The sequence below is a fragment of the Streptomyces sp. NPDC001292 genome (genome assembly GCF_042896465.1).
Classification (GTDB): Bacteria; Actinomycetota; Actinomycetes; order Streptomycetales; family Streptomycetaceae; genus Streptomyces.
In genome coordinates this window covers 1-16044 of sequence record NZ_JBIAXG010000005.1, presented here as the reverse complement: position 1 = coordinate 16044, position 16044 = coordinate 1, and the positions used below count along the sequence as shown (strand labels likewise).

The 16044-nt window shown below is 70.8% G+C and carries 14 protein-coding genes; 7 read left to right on the top strand and 7 right to left on the bottom strand.

Annotated features, from left to right (window positions below):
• Positions 1-20: 20 nt before the first annotated feature.
• Complete coding sequence (locus ACFY4A_RS07940; protein ID WP_390828548.1) at positions 21-2768, bottom strand: SpoIIE family protein phosphatase; 2748 nt, start codon at positions 2766-2768, stop codon at positions 21-23.
• Positions 2769-3124: 356 nt separating this feature from the next.
• On the opposite strand from ACFY4A_RS07940, the gene ACFY4A_RS07935 reads away from it, so the two are divergent.
• Positions 3125-3289, top strand: coding sequence for a hypothetical protein (locus tag ACFY4A_RS07935; protein WP_390828547.1), 165 nt, complete (start codon positions 3125-3127; stop codon positions 3287-3289).
• Positions 3290-3417: 128 nt separating this feature from the next.
• Here the strand turns inward: ACFY4A_RS07935 and ychF are convergent, their stop codons facing one another.
• Entirely contained in the window at positions 3418-4506 is a 1089-nt protein-coding gene (gene ychF / locus ACFY4A_RS07930) for a redox-regulated ATPase YchF (RefSeq protein ID WP_390828546.1), read from the bottom strand.
• A 314-nt stretch (positions 4507-4820) separates the two neighbouring features.
• On the opposite strand from ychF, the gene ACFY4A_RS07925 reads away from it, so the two are divergent.
• Positions 4821-5201: a DUF6542 domain-containing protein gene (locus tag ACFY4A_RS07925; RefSeq protein WP_390828755.1), complete on the top strand. Its 381-nt coding sequence runs from the start codon at positions 4821-4823 to the stop codon at positions 5199-5201.
• Positions 5202-5265: 64 nt separating this feature from the next.
• Here the strand turns inward: ACFY4A_RS07925 and ppgK are convergent, their stop codons facing one another.
• Together ppgK and ACFY4A_RS07915 are read right to left on the bottom strand one after the other, a co-directional pair.
• On the bottom strand, positions 5266-6012 hold the full coding sequence (gene ppgK / locus ACFY4A_RS07920; protein WP_390828545.1) for a polyphosphate--glucose phosphotransferase: 747 nt from the start codon (positions 6010-6012) through the stop codon (positions 5266-5268).
• A 29-nt stretch (positions 6013-6041) separates the two neighbouring features.
• Positions 6042-7058, bottom strand: a complete 1017-nt coding sequence (locus ACFY4A_RS07915; protein ID WP_390828544.1) for a 4-hydroxy-3-methylbut-2-enyl diphosphate reductase — start codon at positions 7056-7058, stop codon at positions 6042-6044.
• Between the two features lie 126 nt (positions 7059-7184).
• On the opposite strand from ACFY4A_RS07915, the gene xseA reads away from it, so the two are divergent.
• Entirely contained in the window at positions 7185-8393 is a 1209-nt protein-coding gene (xseA, locus tag ACFY4A_RS07910) for an exodeoxyribonuclease VII large subunit (protein ID WP_390828543.1), read from the top strand.
• A 9-nt stretch (positions 8394-8402) separates the two neighbouring features.
• Complete coding sequence (locus ACFY4A_RS07905; protein ID WP_390828542.1) at positions 8403-8636, top strand: exodeoxyribonuclease VII small subunit; 234 nt, start codon at positions 8403-8405, stop codon at positions 8634-8636.
• A 717-nt stretch (positions 8637-9353) separates the two neighbouring features.
• Here ACFY4A_RS07905 and ACFY4A_RS07900 read toward each other — a convergent pair.
• The gene (locus tag ACFY4A_RS07900) at positions 9354-9878 is read right to left on the bottom strand and encodes a DUF4245 domain-containing protein (protein WP_390828541.1); all 525 of its coding nucleotides are present in this window, start codon (positions 9876-9878) and stop codon (positions 9354-9356) included.
• A 127-nt stretch (positions 9879-10005) separates the two neighbouring features.
• Here ACFY4A_RS07900 and glpX point away from each other — a divergent pair, with 127 nt between their 5' ends.
• Positions 10006-11040 carry a class II fructose-bisphosphatase gene (glpX, locus tag ACFY4A_RS07895; protein ID WP_390828540.1) on the top strand — a complete coding sequence of 345 codons (1035 nt, stop codon included), beginning with the start codon at positions 10006-10008 and terminating at the stop codon, positions 11038-11040.
• Positions 11041-11196: 156 nt separating this feature from the next.
• Here the strand turns inward: glpX and ACFY4A_RS07890 are convergent, their stop codons facing one another.
• Both ACFY4A_RS07890 and ACFY4A_RS07885 read right to left on the bottom strand, forming a co-directional pair.
• A complete protein-coding gene (locus ACFY4A_RS07890; RefSeq protein WP_390828539.1) occupies positions 11197-11574 on the bottom strand; it encodes a WhiB family transcriptional regulator in 378 nt (125 codons plus the stop codon).
• 141 nt (positions 11575-11715) lie between these two features.
• On the bottom strand, positions 11716-12411 hold the full coding sequence (locus ACFY4A_RS07885) for a DUF1707 domain-containing protein (protein ID WP_390828538.1): 696 nt from the start codon (positions 12409-12411) through the stop codon (positions 11716-11718).
• 172 nt (positions 12412-12583) lie between these two features.
• Between ACFY4A_RS07885 and ACFY4A_RS07880 the strand changes: the two genes are divergently transcribed.
• Together ACFY4A_RS07880 and ACFY4A_RS07875 are read left to right on the top strand one after the other, a co-directional pair.
• Positions 12584-14260, top strand: a complete 1677-nt coding sequence (locus ACFY4A_RS07880; protein WP_390828537.1) for a fumarate hydratase — start codon at positions 12584-12586, stop codon at positions 14258-14260.
• 207 nt (positions 14261-14467) lie between these two features.
• Positions 14468-15853, top strand: coding sequence for a class II fumarate hydratase (locus ACFY4A_RS07875; RefSeq protein ID WP_390828535.1), 1386 nt, complete (start codon positions 14468-14470; stop codon positions 15851-15853).
• The last annotated feature ends 191 nt before the right edge of the window (positions 15854-16044 follow it).

Genomic DNA, 16044 nt, shown 5'->3' with positions numbered 1-16044 from the left:
TGCTGGGGGCGAAGGCGCCCTCAGCGCAGTGACTGTTCTGTCCAGATGACCTTTCCGGTCGGGGTGTAGCGGGTCCCCCAGCGCTGGGCGAGCTGGGCGACGAGGAACAGGCCTCGGCCCCCTTCGTCGGTGCTGGTCGCGCGCCGCAGACGCGGTGAGGTACTGCTGCAGTCGGAGACTTCGCATATCAAGGTGCGGTCGTGGATGAGCCGCATCTCGCTCGGCTGTGCCGCGTACCGGATGGCGTTGGTGGCCAGTTCGCTGACGATCAGCTCGGTGGTGAAGGTCAGCCTTTCCAATTGCCATTCGGACAACTGACGGACGGCCTCTTCCCGCAGGTGGGACACGACGGCCGGGTCATCGGCGAGATCCCAGCGCGCGATGTGCCGGGCGTCCAGGGCGCGGGTGCGAGCGACGAGCAGGGCGACGTCGTCTCCGCGCCGGGCGGGAAGCAGACCGTCGACCAGCACTCGGCAGGTTTCGCCGGGCGAGCCGCGGGCGCCGCGGAGCAGTCGCCGCATGTGCTCGAGTCCCGTCCCGATGTCGCGATCCCGGTGCTCGACGAGGCCGTCGGTGTACAGGATCAGCTGGCTTCCCTCGGGCAGTTCCAGATCAAGGGTCTCGAACGGCAGGCCGCCGAGGCCCAGAGGCGGCCCGGCCGGCCCGTCGAGGAAGTCGACCGTACCGTCGGGGAGGACCAGGGCCGGTGCCGGGTGGCCTGCGCGGGCCAGGGTGCAGCGCCGTGAGGAGGGGTCGTAGACCGCGTACAGGCAGCTCGCACCGACGACCTCACTCGGCTCGACCCCTTCGGGCTCCGGGTCGAGGTCGAGGCGGATCACCAAGTCGTCCAGTCGGGTGAGAACCTCGTCCACCGGCAGATCGAAATCCGAGAAGTTGCGGACGGCCGTGCGCAGGCGGCCCATCGTGGCGGACGCCTGCAGACCGTGGCCGACCACGTCACCGACGACGAGTGCCACCCGGGCGCCCGACAGCGGGATGACGTCGAACCAGTCCCCGCCGACGGCCGACTCCGCGGGCAGGTAGTGGCATGCGACGTCCACGGCGTTCTGCTCGGGAAGAGTGTGCGGGAGCAGGCGACGCTGCAGGGCCAGAGCGGTGGTGTGTTCGCGGGTGTAGCGGCGGGCGTTGTCGACGCACACCGCTGCCCGGCTCGCGAGTTCCTCGGCAAGGGAGAGGTCGTCCTCCTCGAAGGGACCAGGCCGCTCGGAGCGGTAGAAGGTCACCACGCCCAGGATGACGCCCCGGGCGCACAGAGGGACGGCGATGAGTGAGTGCAGCCCCGCCTCACGAACCTGTTCAGCACGTGCCGGGTCGTAAGCCGTCCACGCGTAGGCCGTCTCCAGCTCCGGTTCGAGGACCGACTGCCCGGTCGTCAGGCAGCGGTTCTGCAGCATGGACGGGGTGTATTCCATCCGCGTCCCCGCCGGGTAGAGGTGTGAACCCGGGCGGACGGCACCGAGGGCGATCCGGCGCATCTCCCCGCTCGGGTTGGTCGGTTCGCCGCCTGTGAGCACGGACTCGGCGAGGTCGACCGAGACGAAGTCGGCGAAGGCCGGGACCGCGGCCTCGGTCAGCTCCTCGGCCGTCCTGGTCACGTCCAGGGTCGTGCCTATGCGCTCCGCCGCCCTGCACAACAGTTCGAGGCGCTGCCGCGCCCGCACGGCCAGCCGCCCGATGCCGGGCTCCCCCACGGCGACGAGCCTGCCCTCCGCGGCGCCCTGCCGCTCACCGGTGAACGGACAGACGTGGGCCGGGGCGGGCCTCGCCGGCACGGATATCGGCCTGGGCGTTGTCTCCGCGACCTGAGGGCTCATGGGCTCCAGGCGCTGGAGCGCGCCATCGGCGCGCAGGGCCTCGACGACGAAACCGGTGAGGGCACCGGTGGCGCCTTCCACGGGCCGGCTCCGCAGCGCGGCGGTGCGACCTCGGGCAAGGGCTACCTCGACGACCACCGTCCGTCCGGCGGAGATGAGTTCTGCCGCCGCCTTCCGGAGGACCTCCAGGTCGCCGCGGTGCAGCGGTTCACCGGCCGTACTGACGACGTCGCTCGCGAGGAGGCGCGCCGTGGCGCCGCCGGCCGTCCTGCGCTGGGCTCGCAGGAACGCGCGGAGCAGGGACCGCTCGTGTTCCTCGATGTCGTCGAGAAGGAGACGTTCGATGTTGTCGACCGTCTCCCGTGCCAGGGCGAGCATCGCCGGGTCGCCGAGATCGCTGATGCTGGACACATTGATCACGCCGCGGACCCGTCCGCTGAGCGGATCGCGTACGGGCGCTGCCGCGCAGGCAAAATTCCGGTTGATGTCGGCGAAGTGCTCACTGCCGCGGATGAAGGCCGGGCGCCGGTCCGCGAGTGCCGTACCGATTCCGTTGGTCCCGACGGCCCCTTCCGACCAGCCGAATCCCGGTTCGACCTGCAGGGCCTCCAGCAAGCGGCTCAGCGAGGGGATCCCCACCCGGCGTTCCAGCACCTGTGCCTCGGGGTTGCAGAGGGCTATGACGGCATCCATCCCCGACAGCCGGGCCTGCAGTCGGTCCAGGGCCGGCCCGGCGATGGGCAGGAGGCTGTCCTCCTGGTCCATATTTGCGAAGTAGGGGATGCTGACGTGATCCGCCGCGATGCCCCGGACGCGGCAGCGCTGCCAGGAGAACAGCACAGCGCTGCGCACCGCGAGATCCACGGGCTCGCCGCTGAGGAATTTGAGGCGCGCTTCCTCGAGGCGTCGCGCGTCGTCCCAGTCCAGCCCCATAACGCCCTCCTCGCCCGCAAGCGAGCCACCACCCGTCAAATATACGCCCGCCCGGATCGCCGCAAATACAAGGTGAAGGGCTTTCCATTCGAAACTTTGGGGCATGCTGGAGACCGTGTACTGAGGCATGCACACCCTTGTTCTTACCTTTTTCTTTCGCAGCGCTAAGAGGGGATGCTTCCGACCCGGAGAAAGGGAAAAAGGATCCGGGCGACCGCTACACATGGAGAATCGGCTCTCTTGAAAACCGGCCGGGAAGTTCATCTCGTTGCCGGCGGCCGATTCGAAGCGGGGGAATCCGCAGCCGCATACACCTCGCCCTGCCGGAGCTGGAACTCGCCTTCGACACCAACCCGGTGGGCACCATCTGCCACCTCCGCCGGGCCGCACCGGACATGTTCACGTGGGAGACCAAGCCCGACACGGTCTGGTTCCCGGCCGCCCACCACGAGGTGGGCCACGCCGACCTCACCGCCCGTGCGGCCCAGGCCCTGGAGGACCTCAAGCTCCAGCAGGGGTGATGGCAGGTGACGGGGGTCAGGTATCCCAGCACCATCCCAGCACGGGAAACCAGGGGCCCGACCCTGACCGTCGGACCCCTTCTGACCTGCGCGTTTGCCAGATCAGCGACCTCGCGGTACGTCACCCGCTACACGTTGAAGCGGAACTCCACCACGTCCCCGTCGCGCATCACGTAGTCCTTGCCCTCCATGCGGGCCTTGCCCTTGGCGCGCGCCTCGGCGACCGAGCCGGACTCCAGGAGGTCCTCGAAGGAGATGACCTCGGCCTTGATGAAGCCCTTCTGGAAGTCGGTGTGGATGACACCGGCGGCCTCGGGGGCGGTGGCGCCCTTCTTGATGGTCCAGGCGCGGGACTCCTTGGGGCCGGCCGTCAGGTAGGTCTGGAGGCCGAGGGTGCGGAAGCCGACGTGGGCGAGGGTGGCCAGGCCGGGCTCGTCCTGGCCGACGGACTGGAGGAGTTCCAGGGCGTCGTCCTCGTCCAGCTCGGCGAGGTCGGCCTCCAGCTTGGCGTTGAGGAAGATCGCCTCGGCCGGGGCGACCAGGGCGCGCTGCTCGTTCTTGAAGTCCTCGTCGACCAGTTCGTCCTCGTCGACGTTGAAGACGTACAGGAAGGGCTTGGTGGTGAGCAGGTGCAGGTCGTGCAGGAGCTCGGCGCGCTCGCTGCCCTGGACGATGCCGTGCGCGAAGAGCGTGTCGCCCTTCTCCAGGATCTCCTTGGCCTCCTCGACGGCCTTGACCTTGGCAGCGACGTCCTTCTTGATCCGCGACTCCTTCTGGAGCCGGGGCAGGACCTTCTCGATGGTCTGGAGGTCGGCGAGGATCAGCTCGGTGTTGATCGTCTCGATGTCGCCCTTCGGCGAGACCTTGCCGTCGACGTGGACGACGTTCTCGTCCTTGAAGGCGCGGATGACCTGGCAGATCGCGTCCGACTCGCGGATGTTCGCGAGGAACTTGTTGCCCAGGCCCTCGCCCTCGCTGGCGCCGCGCACGATGCCGGCGATGTCGACGAAGTCGACGGTGGCCGGGAGGATCCGCTCCGACTTGAAGATCGAGGCGAGCTGGGCGAGACGACCGTCCGGCACGCCGACGACACCGACGTTCGGCTCGATCGTGGCGAACGGGTAGTTGGCCGCGAGCACGTCGTTCTTGGTCAGGGCGTTGAACAGGGTCGACTTGCCGACGTTCGGCAGACCGACGATTCCGATCGTGAGCGACACGTTGCGACTTCCCGTACGTGAGGAGACTGGGGGCCAGGCGGCCGATCCACCAGTCTACGGCGTGTCGCATCCGGCCCCGGCGACGGTTCGAACGCTTGGCCAGGCTGCGACGCACGGCGTGTCAGGCGGGCTATTCGCCACATAAACAGACCTAGGTTGGTCGAGTGGAGCAGCACAGGACGCGACACCAGCAGCACGGACCGCGACGAGGCAGGCCGCCGGTGCCCCCGGCGCGGCGGCCTCCTGCGGCACGCGGTCCGGCCGCTCCGGCGGCGGCCCCCGCGCCCGCGCCGCGGCGGCCGTCCGGTCCACGGCTGACGGGTCTGGGCGCCGGGATGTTCTGCGGGGCCGTCATGTTCCTGCTGGGCGGTCTCGACCTGCTGCTCCTCGATGGGGCCTCGATCGTGTACGGCGCGCTGTTCCTGCCGGTGTGCGCGCTGACCGCGCTGTGGGTGCGCAAGGGCGACCTGCTGACCGCGCCCGTCGTCGTGCCGATCGGGTTCGCCGTGGGGCTGCTGCCCATGATCGACGGGGACACGGGGTTCCTCGGCAAGCTGATGAGCCTGGTGACCGCGCTCGCCGCCCAGGCGCCCTGGCTGTACGCGGGGACGCTCATCGCGGGCGTGACGGCGCTGGTGCGGCGGGTGGCGCTGGCGGCGCGGCGGCGGGCGGCGCGCAAGCGCATGGCGGGCTGACGCCCCGGGGGGCCGCCCCGTGGGAGCGGCCGCCGGCGCCCCCCGGGACGCGGCCCCTACCGCCTCAGCCGTGCTCCACCGCGTGCATCGCCGCGCCTACGATCCCCGCGTTGTTCTGCAACTGGGCGGGAACGATCTCCGCCTTGATGTCCTCGATCAAGGGCAGGAACTTCTCGGACTTGCGGCTGACGCCGCCGCCGACGATGAACAGCTCCGGGCTGAAGAGCATCTCGACATGGGCGAGGTACTTCCCCACCCGGCGCGCCCAGCGCTCCCAGCTGAGGCCGTGGTCGTCCTTGGCCTTGCTGGACGCCCGCTTCTCCGCCTCGCGGCCGTTCAGCTCCAGATGCCCGAGCTCGGTGTTGGGGACGAGGACGCCGTCGACGAAGACGGCGCTGCCGATGCCGGTGCCGAAGGTCAGCAGCACCACCGTGCCCCTGCGGCCGCGCCCGGCGCCGAAGTGCATCTCGGCGACGCCCGCCGCGTCCGCGTCGTTGACCACCGTCACCGGCAGACCGCCCAGCCGGTCGCCGAACAACGCGCGCGCGTCGGTGTCGACCCAGCTCTTGTCGACGTTGGCCGCCGTACGGACCGTGGCGCCGCCGGTGACGACGCCCGGGAACGTCAGCCCGACCGGTCCGGTCCAGCCGAAGTGGTCGACCACCTCTTTGACCCCGTCGGCGACGGTGTCGGGGGTCGCCGGATGCGGGGTGAGCACCTTGTGCCGCTCCTGGGTCAGGTCGCCCCTGTCCAGGTCCACAGGGGCGCCCTTGATGCCGGACCCGCCGATGTCCACACCGAAGATCTGCATGGCTCCACGTTACGACGTACGACGGACCGTCACCGCCGCGTCGTACCGGACCCTCCGCGCTCGGCGACCAGCGCGGCCGCCTCGTCGCGCAGGTCCCGGCGAAGCTCCTTGGGCAGGGAGAAGGTGATGGACTCCTCGGCCGCCTTGACGATCTCCACGTCCTCGAAGCCGCGCTGCGCCAGCCGTTCGAGCACCTGCTCGACCAGGACCTCCGGCACGGAGGCGCCCGAGGTCAGGCCGACCGTGGAGACGCCCTCCAGCCAGCTCTCGTCGATCTCGTCGGCGAAGTCCACGAGGTATGCCTGGCGCGCGCCCGCGAGCTTGGCGACCTCCACCAGCCGCTTGGAGTTGGAGGAGTTGCGGGAGCCGACGACGATCACCAGGTCGGCTTCGGCGCCCATCTGCTTCACGGCGAGCTGGCGGTTCTGCGTGGCGTAGCAGATGTCGTCGCTGGGCGGGGAGAGAAGCTGCGGGAACTTGTCCTTGAGCGCGCCGACCGTCTCCATGGTCTCGTCGACCGACAGCGTGGTCTGCGACAGCCACACGACCCGGGAGGGGTCGCGGACCTCGACGTTCGCGACGTCCTCGGGGCCGTCGACGAGCTGGATGTGGTCGGGGGCCTCGCCGGTGGTGCCGATGACCTCCTCGTGGCCCTCGTGCCCGATCAGGAGGATGTCGTAGTCCTCCTTTGCGAACCGGACGGCCTCCTTGTGGACCTTGGTCACCAGGGGGCAGGTGGCGTCGATGGTCGCCAGACGGCCCCGCTCGGCCTCCTCGTGGACGGTGGGGGCCACGCCGTGCGCCGAGAACATCACGATGTTCCCCGGCGGCACCTCCTCCGTGCGCTCGACGAAGACGGCGCCCTTCTTCTCCAGGGTCTGCACGACGTACTTGTTGTGGACGATCTCGTGCCGGACATAGATCGGAGCCCCGTACTGCTCCAGGGCTTTCTCGACGGCGATCACGGCGCGGTCCACACCCGCGCAGTAGCCCCGGGGGGCGGCGAGCAGAACACGGCGGCCAGACGAAGCAGTCATGCCCCCCATCGTAAGGCCGCCACGGCGGCTCGAAGATCGCCCCATGGGCGCGGCCCGACCGCGGCCGGGCGGTGCCCGCCCGGGCCGGTGGCGAGGTGGTGGGGGTTGTCCGTGGAGGCGGTTACTCTCGCGGGCATGGCTGTCTCCACGTCTCCGGAAGCTCCCCTGCCCGTCGGTGAGGTGTCGCGGCTGATCGGGGGTTGGATCGAGCGGCTCGGCGCGGTGTGGGTCGAGGGGCAGATCACGCAGTTGTCGCGGCGTCCGGGTGCGGGCGTGGTGTTCCTGACGCTGCGCGATCCGTCGTACGACATCTCCGTCCGCGTGACCTGCTACCGCCAGGTGTTCGACGCGATCGCCGACGTGGTCGGCGAGGGCGCGCGGGTCGTGGTGCACGCCAAACCCGAGTGGTACGCGCCGCGCGGGCAGCTGTCGCTGCGGGCCGCCGAGATAAGGCCGGTGGGCGTCGGTGAGCTGCTGGCCCGGCTGGAGCAGCTGAAGAAGACACTCGCGGCGGAGGGACTGTTCGCGGCCGAGCGGAAGAAGCCCCTGCCCTTTCTGCCCCAGCTCGTCGGGCTGGTCTGCGGCCGGGCGTCCGCCGCGGAGCGGGACGTGCTGGAGAACGCCCGGCACCGCTGGCCGGCGGTCCGCTTCGAGGTGCGCAACGTCGCCGTGCAGGGCGTGCACGCCGTCCCGCAGGTCGTGCAGGCCGTGAAGGAGCTGGACGAGACCGAGGACGTGGACGTGATCATCGTGGCGCGCGGCGGCGGCAGCGTGGAGGACCTGCTGCCGTTCTCCGACGAGCAGCTGGTGCGCGCGGTCGCCTCCTGCCGTACGCCCGTCGTGTCCGCGATCGGGCACGAGCCCGACACACCGCTGCTCGACTACGTCGCCGACCTGCGCGCCTCCACCCCGACCGACGCCGCGAAGAAGGTCGTGCCGGACGTCGGCGAGGAGTACGAGCGGGTACGGCAGCTGCGCGACCGGGCCCGCAGGTGTGTGCGGGCGCTCGTCGAGCGGGAGGAGCGAGGGCTCGCCCACGCGCTCGCCCGGCCCTGCATGGAGGACCCGCACCGCATGATCGACGAGCGCGCGGACCAGATCGCGTCGGTCCTCGACCGCGGCCGGCGTACCCTGCGGCACCTGCTGGACCGCGCGGACTCGGAGCTGACGCACACGCACGCGCGCGTGGTGGCCCTCTCCCCCGCCGCGACCCTCCGGCGCGGGTACGCCGTGCTCCAGAAGGCGGACGGGCACGTGGTCCGCGACCCGGGAGAGGTGGCGGCGGACGAGGCCCTGCGGGCCCGGGTCGCCGAGGGCGAGTTCACAGTTCGTGTCGACACATAGGGTGGGCGGATGACAAGCAAGGCGGATGAGGCGCTCGGCTACGAGCAGGCGCGGGACGAGCTGATCGAGGTCGTCCGGCGCCTGGAGGCGGGCGGTACGAGCCTGGAGGAGTCCCTCGCGCTGTGGGAACGCGGCGAGGAGCTGGCCAAGGTGTGCCGCCGATGGCTGGAGGGCGCCCGTGCCCGACTGGACGCGGCCCTCGCCGAGGAGGCGCAACAGGACGAGACGGAGGGCTCGGAGTAGGGCCGGGGCTCGGAGTAGGGCCGGGGCCCGCAGCCGGGGCCGGGGCCACGGTCGGAGCCGGGACCCGCAGTCAGGGCAACGGCGCACGTCGGAGCCAGGACCTGTGGTCAGGGCCAGGGGATCCACTGGTCGCGGCCAGGGCCACGGTCAGGACCAGAACCCGCGGTCAGGGCCGGGCCAGCAGTCGGAACCAGGGACCTCGCCCCGGTCAGGCCCCAAGGCCCGTAGTCGAGGCCGGGCCCGCAGTCGGGGCCGGCCCCGCAATCGGGACCAGGGCCGCAGCCGGGACCAAGGCCCACGGTCGAGGCCGGGCCCGCAGTCGGGGCCGGCCCCGCAATCGGGACCAGGGCCGCAGCCGGGACCAAGGCCCACGGTCGAGGCCAGGAAACCCGCTGGCCAGGGACGCAGGCCCGCGTCCACCAGGGCCCCGCGGACCAAGCCCGCCGTCAGGGCCAACGCCCGCAGCCGGGACCAGGGCCCACGGTCAAGGGGACCCACCGGTCGCAGGCCAGGACCCGTGGTCAGGACAGCGCTCGCGGTCAGGGCCGGGGTCCGCGGTCGGAGCCAGGGACCCCGCCCCCGTCAGGGCCCAAGGCCTGTGGTCGGGGCCGGGGGGCCGGCTGGTCAGGGCCAGAGGGCCCACCGGTCGGGCCAGGGCCCGCCGTCAGGGCCACGGTCCGCGTCGAGGCAGGCCCGCAGGCGGCCCGGGGCAGGTGTTCAGGACGTCTTCAGGGCCCGGGCCATCGTCGTCAGCTGGTCGAAGGATGCCGTGCCCGCCACCACCGTCGTGGATCCCTCGGTGCCTTCCAGCACGAGTGCGTCGTAGCGGCCGCCGGTGTAGCGCGTCCACGTGCGGCCGTCGATCTGCTCGGTGATCTTCGTGGCGCGCCCGCCCAGGCTGGCCGCGTCGATGAAGTCCTTGCGCTTCTGCGCGGACTGCTCGATCGCCACGTATTGACCGTCGGGATCCTGGAAACCCAGGTGCCAGTGGTCCTTCTCGTGGGCCCGGAAGCGGACCGAGGTGGCCTTCCAGGTGTCGGGCAGGCCCTCGGGCGCGGCCACCGGGTACGACGCAGCCCGGCGCGCGGTGGTCAACTCGATGCGGTAGTCGACCCGCTGGATGTCGGGAGCGTGGGTGTCGTGCGGGATGAAGAGGTAGATGACCGCCGCCGCGATCCCGATCAGGCCCAGGGAGAGGATCATGTCCCGGACCGTCTTCTGCTTGCCGTTCGAACCTGCCACGCCTCCTATCGTCGCAGGTGCCCGGGCCGCTCATCCGTGGGGCCCCCTGCTCATTCTGTCCGTCCGGAGATAGAGTCGGGGCCAACACCCTCATCCGGCCGTCGTCGTATCAGAAAGGTGCGCTCCGATGACCGAGCATCATCATCTGCCCTCAGAACTCGAGGTGCCCTCCGAGGCACCCGACCGCAACATCGCCCTGGAACTCGTCCGGGTGACCGAGGCCGCGGCGATGGCCGCGGGCCGCTGGGTCGGGCGCGGTGACAAGAACGGCGCCGACGGCGCCGCCGTGCGCGCCATGCGCTCCCTCGTCTCCACCGTGTCGATGAACGGCGTCGTCGTCATCGGCGAGGGCGAGAAGGACGAGGCCCCGATGCTCTTCAACGGCGAACACGTCGGCGACGGCACCGGGCCGGAGGTCGACATCGCCGTCGACCCGATCGACGGCACCACCCTGACCGCCAAGGGCATGCCGAACGCGATCGCGGTCCTCGCCGCCGCCGAGCGCGGCGCGATGTTCGACCCGTCCGCCGTGTTCTACATGGACAAGCTGGTCACCGGACCGGACGCGGCCGACTTCGTCGACATCGACGCGCCGGTGTCCGTGAACATCCGGCGCGTGGCCAAGGCCAAGCGGTCCACGCCGGAGGACGTCACGGTGGTCATCCTGGACCGGCCGCGGCACGAGGGCATGATCAGGGAGATCCGGGAGACGGGCGCCCGGATCAAGCTGATCTCCGACGGCGACGTGGCCGGCTCGATCCTGGCGCTGCGCGACGGCACCGGCATCGACCTGCTGCTCGGCATCGGCGGCACGCCCGAGGGCATCATCTCGGCCTGCGCCGTGAAGTGCCTGGGCGGCACGATCCAGGGCAAGCTGTGGCCGAAGGACGACGAGGAGCGGCAGCGGGCGCTCGACGCGGGGCACGACCTGGACCGCGTGCTGACCACGGACGACCTGGTCTCCGGCGAGAACGTCTTCTTCGTCGCCACCGGCATCACCGACGGCGAGCTGCTGCGCGGTGTGCGCTACCGCGCCGAGACGGCGACGACCGACTCGATCGTGATGCGGTCCAAGTCCGGCACGGTCCGCCGGATCGACTCCGAGCACCGGCTGAGCAAGCTGCGGGCGTACAGCGCGATCGACTTCGACCGCGCGAAGTAGCCGGTCCACGGACCCGTTGCGGCGATGGGGCGCTCCCGGTGCGGAGGGGGCGCCCCATGCGCGTACGGGCTGGGGTGCGGTCCGGGTCGGCGTCACCGGCGGATCCGCCGACCGGTTGCCCGGACGGCATGGCCGGAGACCGGTCCGGCGCGAACCCTACCCCGCCGCCGCTATGCGTCCCGTGGCGCGGGCCGCGTTCTTCAGCTCCAGGTCGCGGCGGCGGCGCCGGGCCAGGACGACGCGGCGCTCGGCGGCGGTGAGGCCGCCCCAGACGCCGTACGGCTCGGGTTGCAGCAGCGCGTGCTCGCGGCACTCGACCATGACCGGGCAGCGTGCGCAGACCCGCTTGGCCGCCTCCTCGCGGGACAGCCGCGCGGCGGTGGGTTCCTTGGAGGGTGCGAAGAACAGGCCCGCCTCGTCGCGTCGGCACACCGCCTCGGTGTGCCAGGGCGCATCCTGATCCCTGTCACGCGCCGACGCCCGCTGGGCCGGAACGGCAGCTACCTGCAGCGACGAATGCGGCGGTTGCAGCACGGTCTTCTCCTGACGACGGCTTCGCGGGCTGGAGGGTCCAAGAGACGATGCAGCAAGGCCTACCCGCTGTACGCGCGCCTATGCACTGAGTCCCCAACCGCCCGACCAGTGACCGCCGGTGTCCGAGGACGACCGCTGTTGTCACATGTGCTTGCGCAGATGCTTGTCCATCTTGCGCTGGACCCGGTCGAGGATGTCCGCGACGAGCTTGCCCCGCTTCGGCCGCGCCTCGACGTTGCCCAGCACGGCCCAGCCGTCGACGTAGACGACGGGTGCCTCGGACTCGGCCGAATCCAGCGTGACCACCTCGAAGTTGCCGAGGACGCCGCCGCCGGTGCCGTGCAGCGACACGTTCTCCGGGACGCGGACCTGCACGTCACCGAAGACCGAGACGGCCTTGACCACGACCTGTTGGTACTCGAAGACCGCCTCGCTGAGGTCGATCTCCACGCTGCCGAAGACCGCGTACGCGTGCACCCGGCGCCCGGGGCGCCAGCGGCCGCGGCGGGTGGCCTGACTGAACACCGCCACCACGTTCTCGTCGGCGACGGGGGGTATCGCGCCGGCCGCCGGCCGGTTCGGCGCCGGGGTGTACGCGGCGGCCGTAGGGCCCTGGTGGGCGGCGGGCAGGTCCTGGATGAAGACCTCCAACTCTCCGACCGTCTTGGCGTTCAGCACCCCCTCGACGCGCTCGGCGTGCTCGTCGGCGTTCAGACGGCCCTCGGCGAGGGCCTCGCGCAGGATGTCGGCGATACGGTCACGGTCGGCGTCCGAGGCGCGCAGTTCGGCGACGGGGGCGGCGGCCGTACGCGGTTCGGTCTGCTTCTGAAGGTCCACGGCAGCAGCGTACCGAAACGCGATAGATCGCGACTAGGGTGTGGGCGACGGGCGTGCCGCGCACCACGACCCACCGGGACTGAGCGGGACCTCACAGGTTCACTGTCGGTGCCAGGTTCTACGCTGGTTGTCGCCCGCCGGTGTCGGCGGGCAGCCGTCTGCCGAGTGAGGAATGGGCCAGATGCCTGAGTTCGCGTACACCGATCTGCTCCCCCAGGGTGAGGACACCACCCCGTACCGGCTGGTGACGTCCGAGGGCGTCTCCACCGTCGAGGGGCCCGACGGGCGTACGTTCCTCAAGGTCGAGCCGGAGGCGCTGCGCGAGCTGGCCGAGGAGGCCGTCCACGACATCCAGCACTACCTGCGCCCGGCCCACCTCGCCCAGCTGCGCCGCATCATCGACGACCCGGAGGCCAGCGCGAACGACAAGTTCGTCGCCCTGGACCTGCTCAAGAACGCGAACATCGCCGCGGCCGGCGTGCTGCCCATGTGCCAGGACACGGGCACGGCGATCGTGATGGGCAAGCGCGGCCAGAACGTGCTGACGGCGGGCGAGGACGAGAAGGCCCTCTCCCATGGCATCCACGACGCCTACACCAGGCTGAACCTGCGCTACTCGCAGATGGCCCCGCTCACCATGTGGGAGGAGAAGAACACCGGCTCCAACCTGCCCGCGCAGATCGAGCTGTACGCGACGGACGGCGGCGCGTACAAGTTCCTGTTCATGGCCAAGGGCGGCGGCTCGGCCAACAAGTCCTTCCTGTACCAGGAGACGAAGGCCGTCCTGAACGAGTCCTCCATGATGAAGTTCCTGGAGGAGAAGATCCGTTCGCTGGGCACCGCCGCGTGCCCGCCGTACCACCTGGCGATCGTGGTCGGCGGCACGAGCGCCGAGTACGCCCTGAAGACGGCGAAGTACGCCTCCGCGCACTACCTGGACAACCTGCCGACCGAGGGCTCGCCGCTCGGGCACGGCTTCCGGGACAAGGAGCTGGAGGAGAAGGTCTTCGAGCTGACGCAGAAGATCGGGATCGGGGCGCAGTTCGGCGGCAAGTACTTCTGCCACGACGTGCGCGTGGTCCGGCTGCCGCGGCACGGTGCGTCCTGCCCGGTCGCGATCGCGGTGTCCTGCTCGGCGGACCGGCAGGCCCTTGCCAAGATCACACCCGAGGGCGTGTTCCTGGAGCAGTTGGAGAAGGACCCGGCGCGGTTCCTGCCGGAGACGACGGACGAGCACCTGTCGGACGACGACGTGGTGAAGATCGACCTGAACCGGCCGATGGACGAGATCCTCGCCGAGCTGACGAAGTACCCGGTGAAGACCCGCCTGTCGCTGACCGGCCCGCTGGTCGTGGCCCGGGACATCGCCCACGCGAAGATCAAGGAGCGGCTCGACGCGGGCGAGGAGATGCCGCAGTACCTCAAGGACCACCCGGTGTACTACGCGGGCCCGGCCAAGACCCCCGAGGGCTACGCGTCCGGTTCCTTCGGCCCGACCACGGCCGGCCGCATGGACTCCTACGTCGAGCAGTTCCAGGCGGCGGGCGGCTCGAAGGTGATGCTGGCCAAGGGCAACCGCAGCAAGCAGGTCACGGACGCGTGCAACACCCACGGCGGCTTCTACCTCGGCTCGATCGGCGGCCCGGCGGCCCGCCTGGCCCAGGACTGCATCAAGAAGGTCGAGGTCGTGGAGTACGAGGAGCTCGGCATGGAGGCCGTCTGGAAGATCGAGGTCGAGGACTTCCCGGCGTTCGTCGTCGTGGACGACAAGGGCAACGACTTCTTCCAGAACCCGGCCCCCCGGCCCACGTTCACGTCGATCCCGGTCCGGGGCCCGGGCCTGGCGTAACGCTCTTCACAGCCCGTCTGGGGTCCCCCCTGCTCGAAGAGCTCGGGGAGGCTGAGGACGAGGCCGTTCAGGCCGAAAACGGGGTCTGGGGGCGGCAGCCCCCAGGACGGGCGTCGGGGCGAAAGCCCGGCGGAGGGGCACCCGCGCCCGTGCGCCCGTTCGGGCCGCCGCCGGAACATCCGCACCACCGCCCGCGCTGTACGCGGTATGAGCGAATACCGCATCGAGCACGACTCCATGGGCGAAGTCCAGGTCCCCGTCCACGCCAAGTGGCGCGCCCAGACGCAGCGGGCGGTGGAGAACTTCCCCGTCTCCGGGCAGCGGCTAGAGCGCGCGCACATCGAGGCGCTGGCGCGGATCAAGAGCGCCGCGGCCAAGGTGAACGCGCGGCTCGGCGTGCTGGACCAGGACGTGGCCGAGGCGATCCAGGACGCGGCGGCCGAGGTGGCCGAGGGCAAGTGGGACGAGCACTTCCCGGTCGACGTGTTCCAGACCGGGTCCGGGACCTCGTCCAACATGAACACCAACGAGGTCATCGCCACCCTCGCCGGCGAACGTCTGGGCCGGGACGTGCACCCCAACGACCACGTCAACGCCTCGCAGTCCTCCAACGACGTCTTCCCGTCGTCGATCCACATCGCCGCCACCGCCGCCGTCACCCGCGACCTGGTCCCCGCCCTGGACCACCTCGCGAGCGCCCTCACCCGCAAGGCCGAGGAGTTCGCCGACGTCGTGAAGTCCGGGCGGACGCACCTGATGGACGCCACCCCCGTGACCCTCGGTCAGGAGTTCGCCGGATACGCCGCCCAGGTGCGGTACGGCATCGAGCGCCTGAACGCCTCCCTGCCCCGGCTGGCCGAGCTGCCGCTCGGCGGGACCGCCGTCGGCACCGGCATCAACACCCCGCCCGGTTTCTCCGCCGCCGTGATCGAGGAGGTCGCCCGCGCCACCGGGCTGCCGCTCACCGAGGCCCGCGACCACTTCGAGGCGCAGGGGGCCAGGGACGGCATCGTGGAGACCAGCGGCCAGCTGCGGACCGTCGCCGTGGGGCTGACGAAGATCGCCAACGATCTGCGGTGGATGTCCTCCGGGCCCAGGACCGGGCTCGCCGAGATCTCCCTGCCCGACCTCCAGCCCGGCTCCTCGATCATGCCCGGCAAGGTCAACCCGGTCATTCCGGAGGCCGTGCTCATGGTCTGCGCCCAGGTCGCCGGCAACGACGCCACCGTCGCCACCGCCGGCGCCTCCGGCAACTTCGAGCTCAACGTCATGCTCCCGGTCATCGCCAAGAACGTGCTGGAGTCGATCCGGCTGCTGGCCAACGTGACCCGGCTGCTCGCCGACCGGACCGTCGACGGGATCGTCGCCCACCGCGAGCGGGCCCGCGAGTACGCCGAGTCCTCGCCCTCCGTGGTCACCCCGCTCAACAAGTACCTCGGGTACGAGGAGGCGGCGAAGGTCGCCAAGAAGGCGCTGGCCGAGCAGAAGACGATCCGTCAGGTCGTCGTCGAGGGCGGCTACGTCGAGCGCGGTCTGCTCACGGCGCAGCAGCTCGACCGGGCGCTGGACGTCCTGCGGATGACACATCCTTGACGTGCTCCCTGGCCTAAAGTCCAGGGATTCCGGCCTGGGTCGTCTGACCCTTCCGGGGGCTTCCTGCTTCAACGCGCTGTGCGGGCACGTGTGCCCGTCTGTTGAGTCGGCACGGAGCGCGGTGCCGGTGTTGTCACCGGTCCGTTTCTCCGTGCCGCTCGCCGAACCCGGCGTGCGGCTCTCACCGCACC

Coding starts and splice junctions, on each gene's coding strand:
- ACFY4A_RS07940 (WP_390828548.1), bottom strand. CDS start 2,768: ATGGGGCTGGACTGGGACGACGCGCGACGCCTCGAGGAAGCGCGCCTC.
- ACFY4A_RS07905 (WP_390828542.1), top strand. CDS start 8,403: ATGACAAGCAAGGCGGATGAGGCGCTCGGCTACGAGCAGGCGCGGGAC.
- xseA (WP_390828543.1), top strand. CDS start 7,185: ATGGCTGTCTCCACGTCTCCGGAAGCTCCCCTGCCCGTCGGTGAGGTG.
- glpX (WP_390828540.1), top strand. CDS start 10,006: ATGACCGAGCATCATCATCTGCCCTCAGAACTCGAGGTGCCCTCCGAG.
- ACFY4A_RS07915 (WP_390828544.1), bottom strand. CDS start 7,058: ATGGGGGGCATGACTGCTTCGTCTGGCCGCCGTGTTCTGCTCGCCGCC.
- ppgK (WP_390828545.1), bottom strand. CDS start 6,012: ATGCAGATCTTCGGTGTGGACATCGGCGGGTCCGGCATCAAGGGCGCC.
- ACFY4A_RS07880 (WP_390828537.1), top strand. CDS start 12,584: ATGGGCCAGATGCCTGAGTTCGCGTACACCGATCTGCTCCCCCAGGGT.
- ACFY4A_RS07875 (WP_390828535.1), top strand. CDS start 14,468: ATGAGCGAATACCGCATCGAGCACGACTCCATGGGCGAAGTCCAGGTC.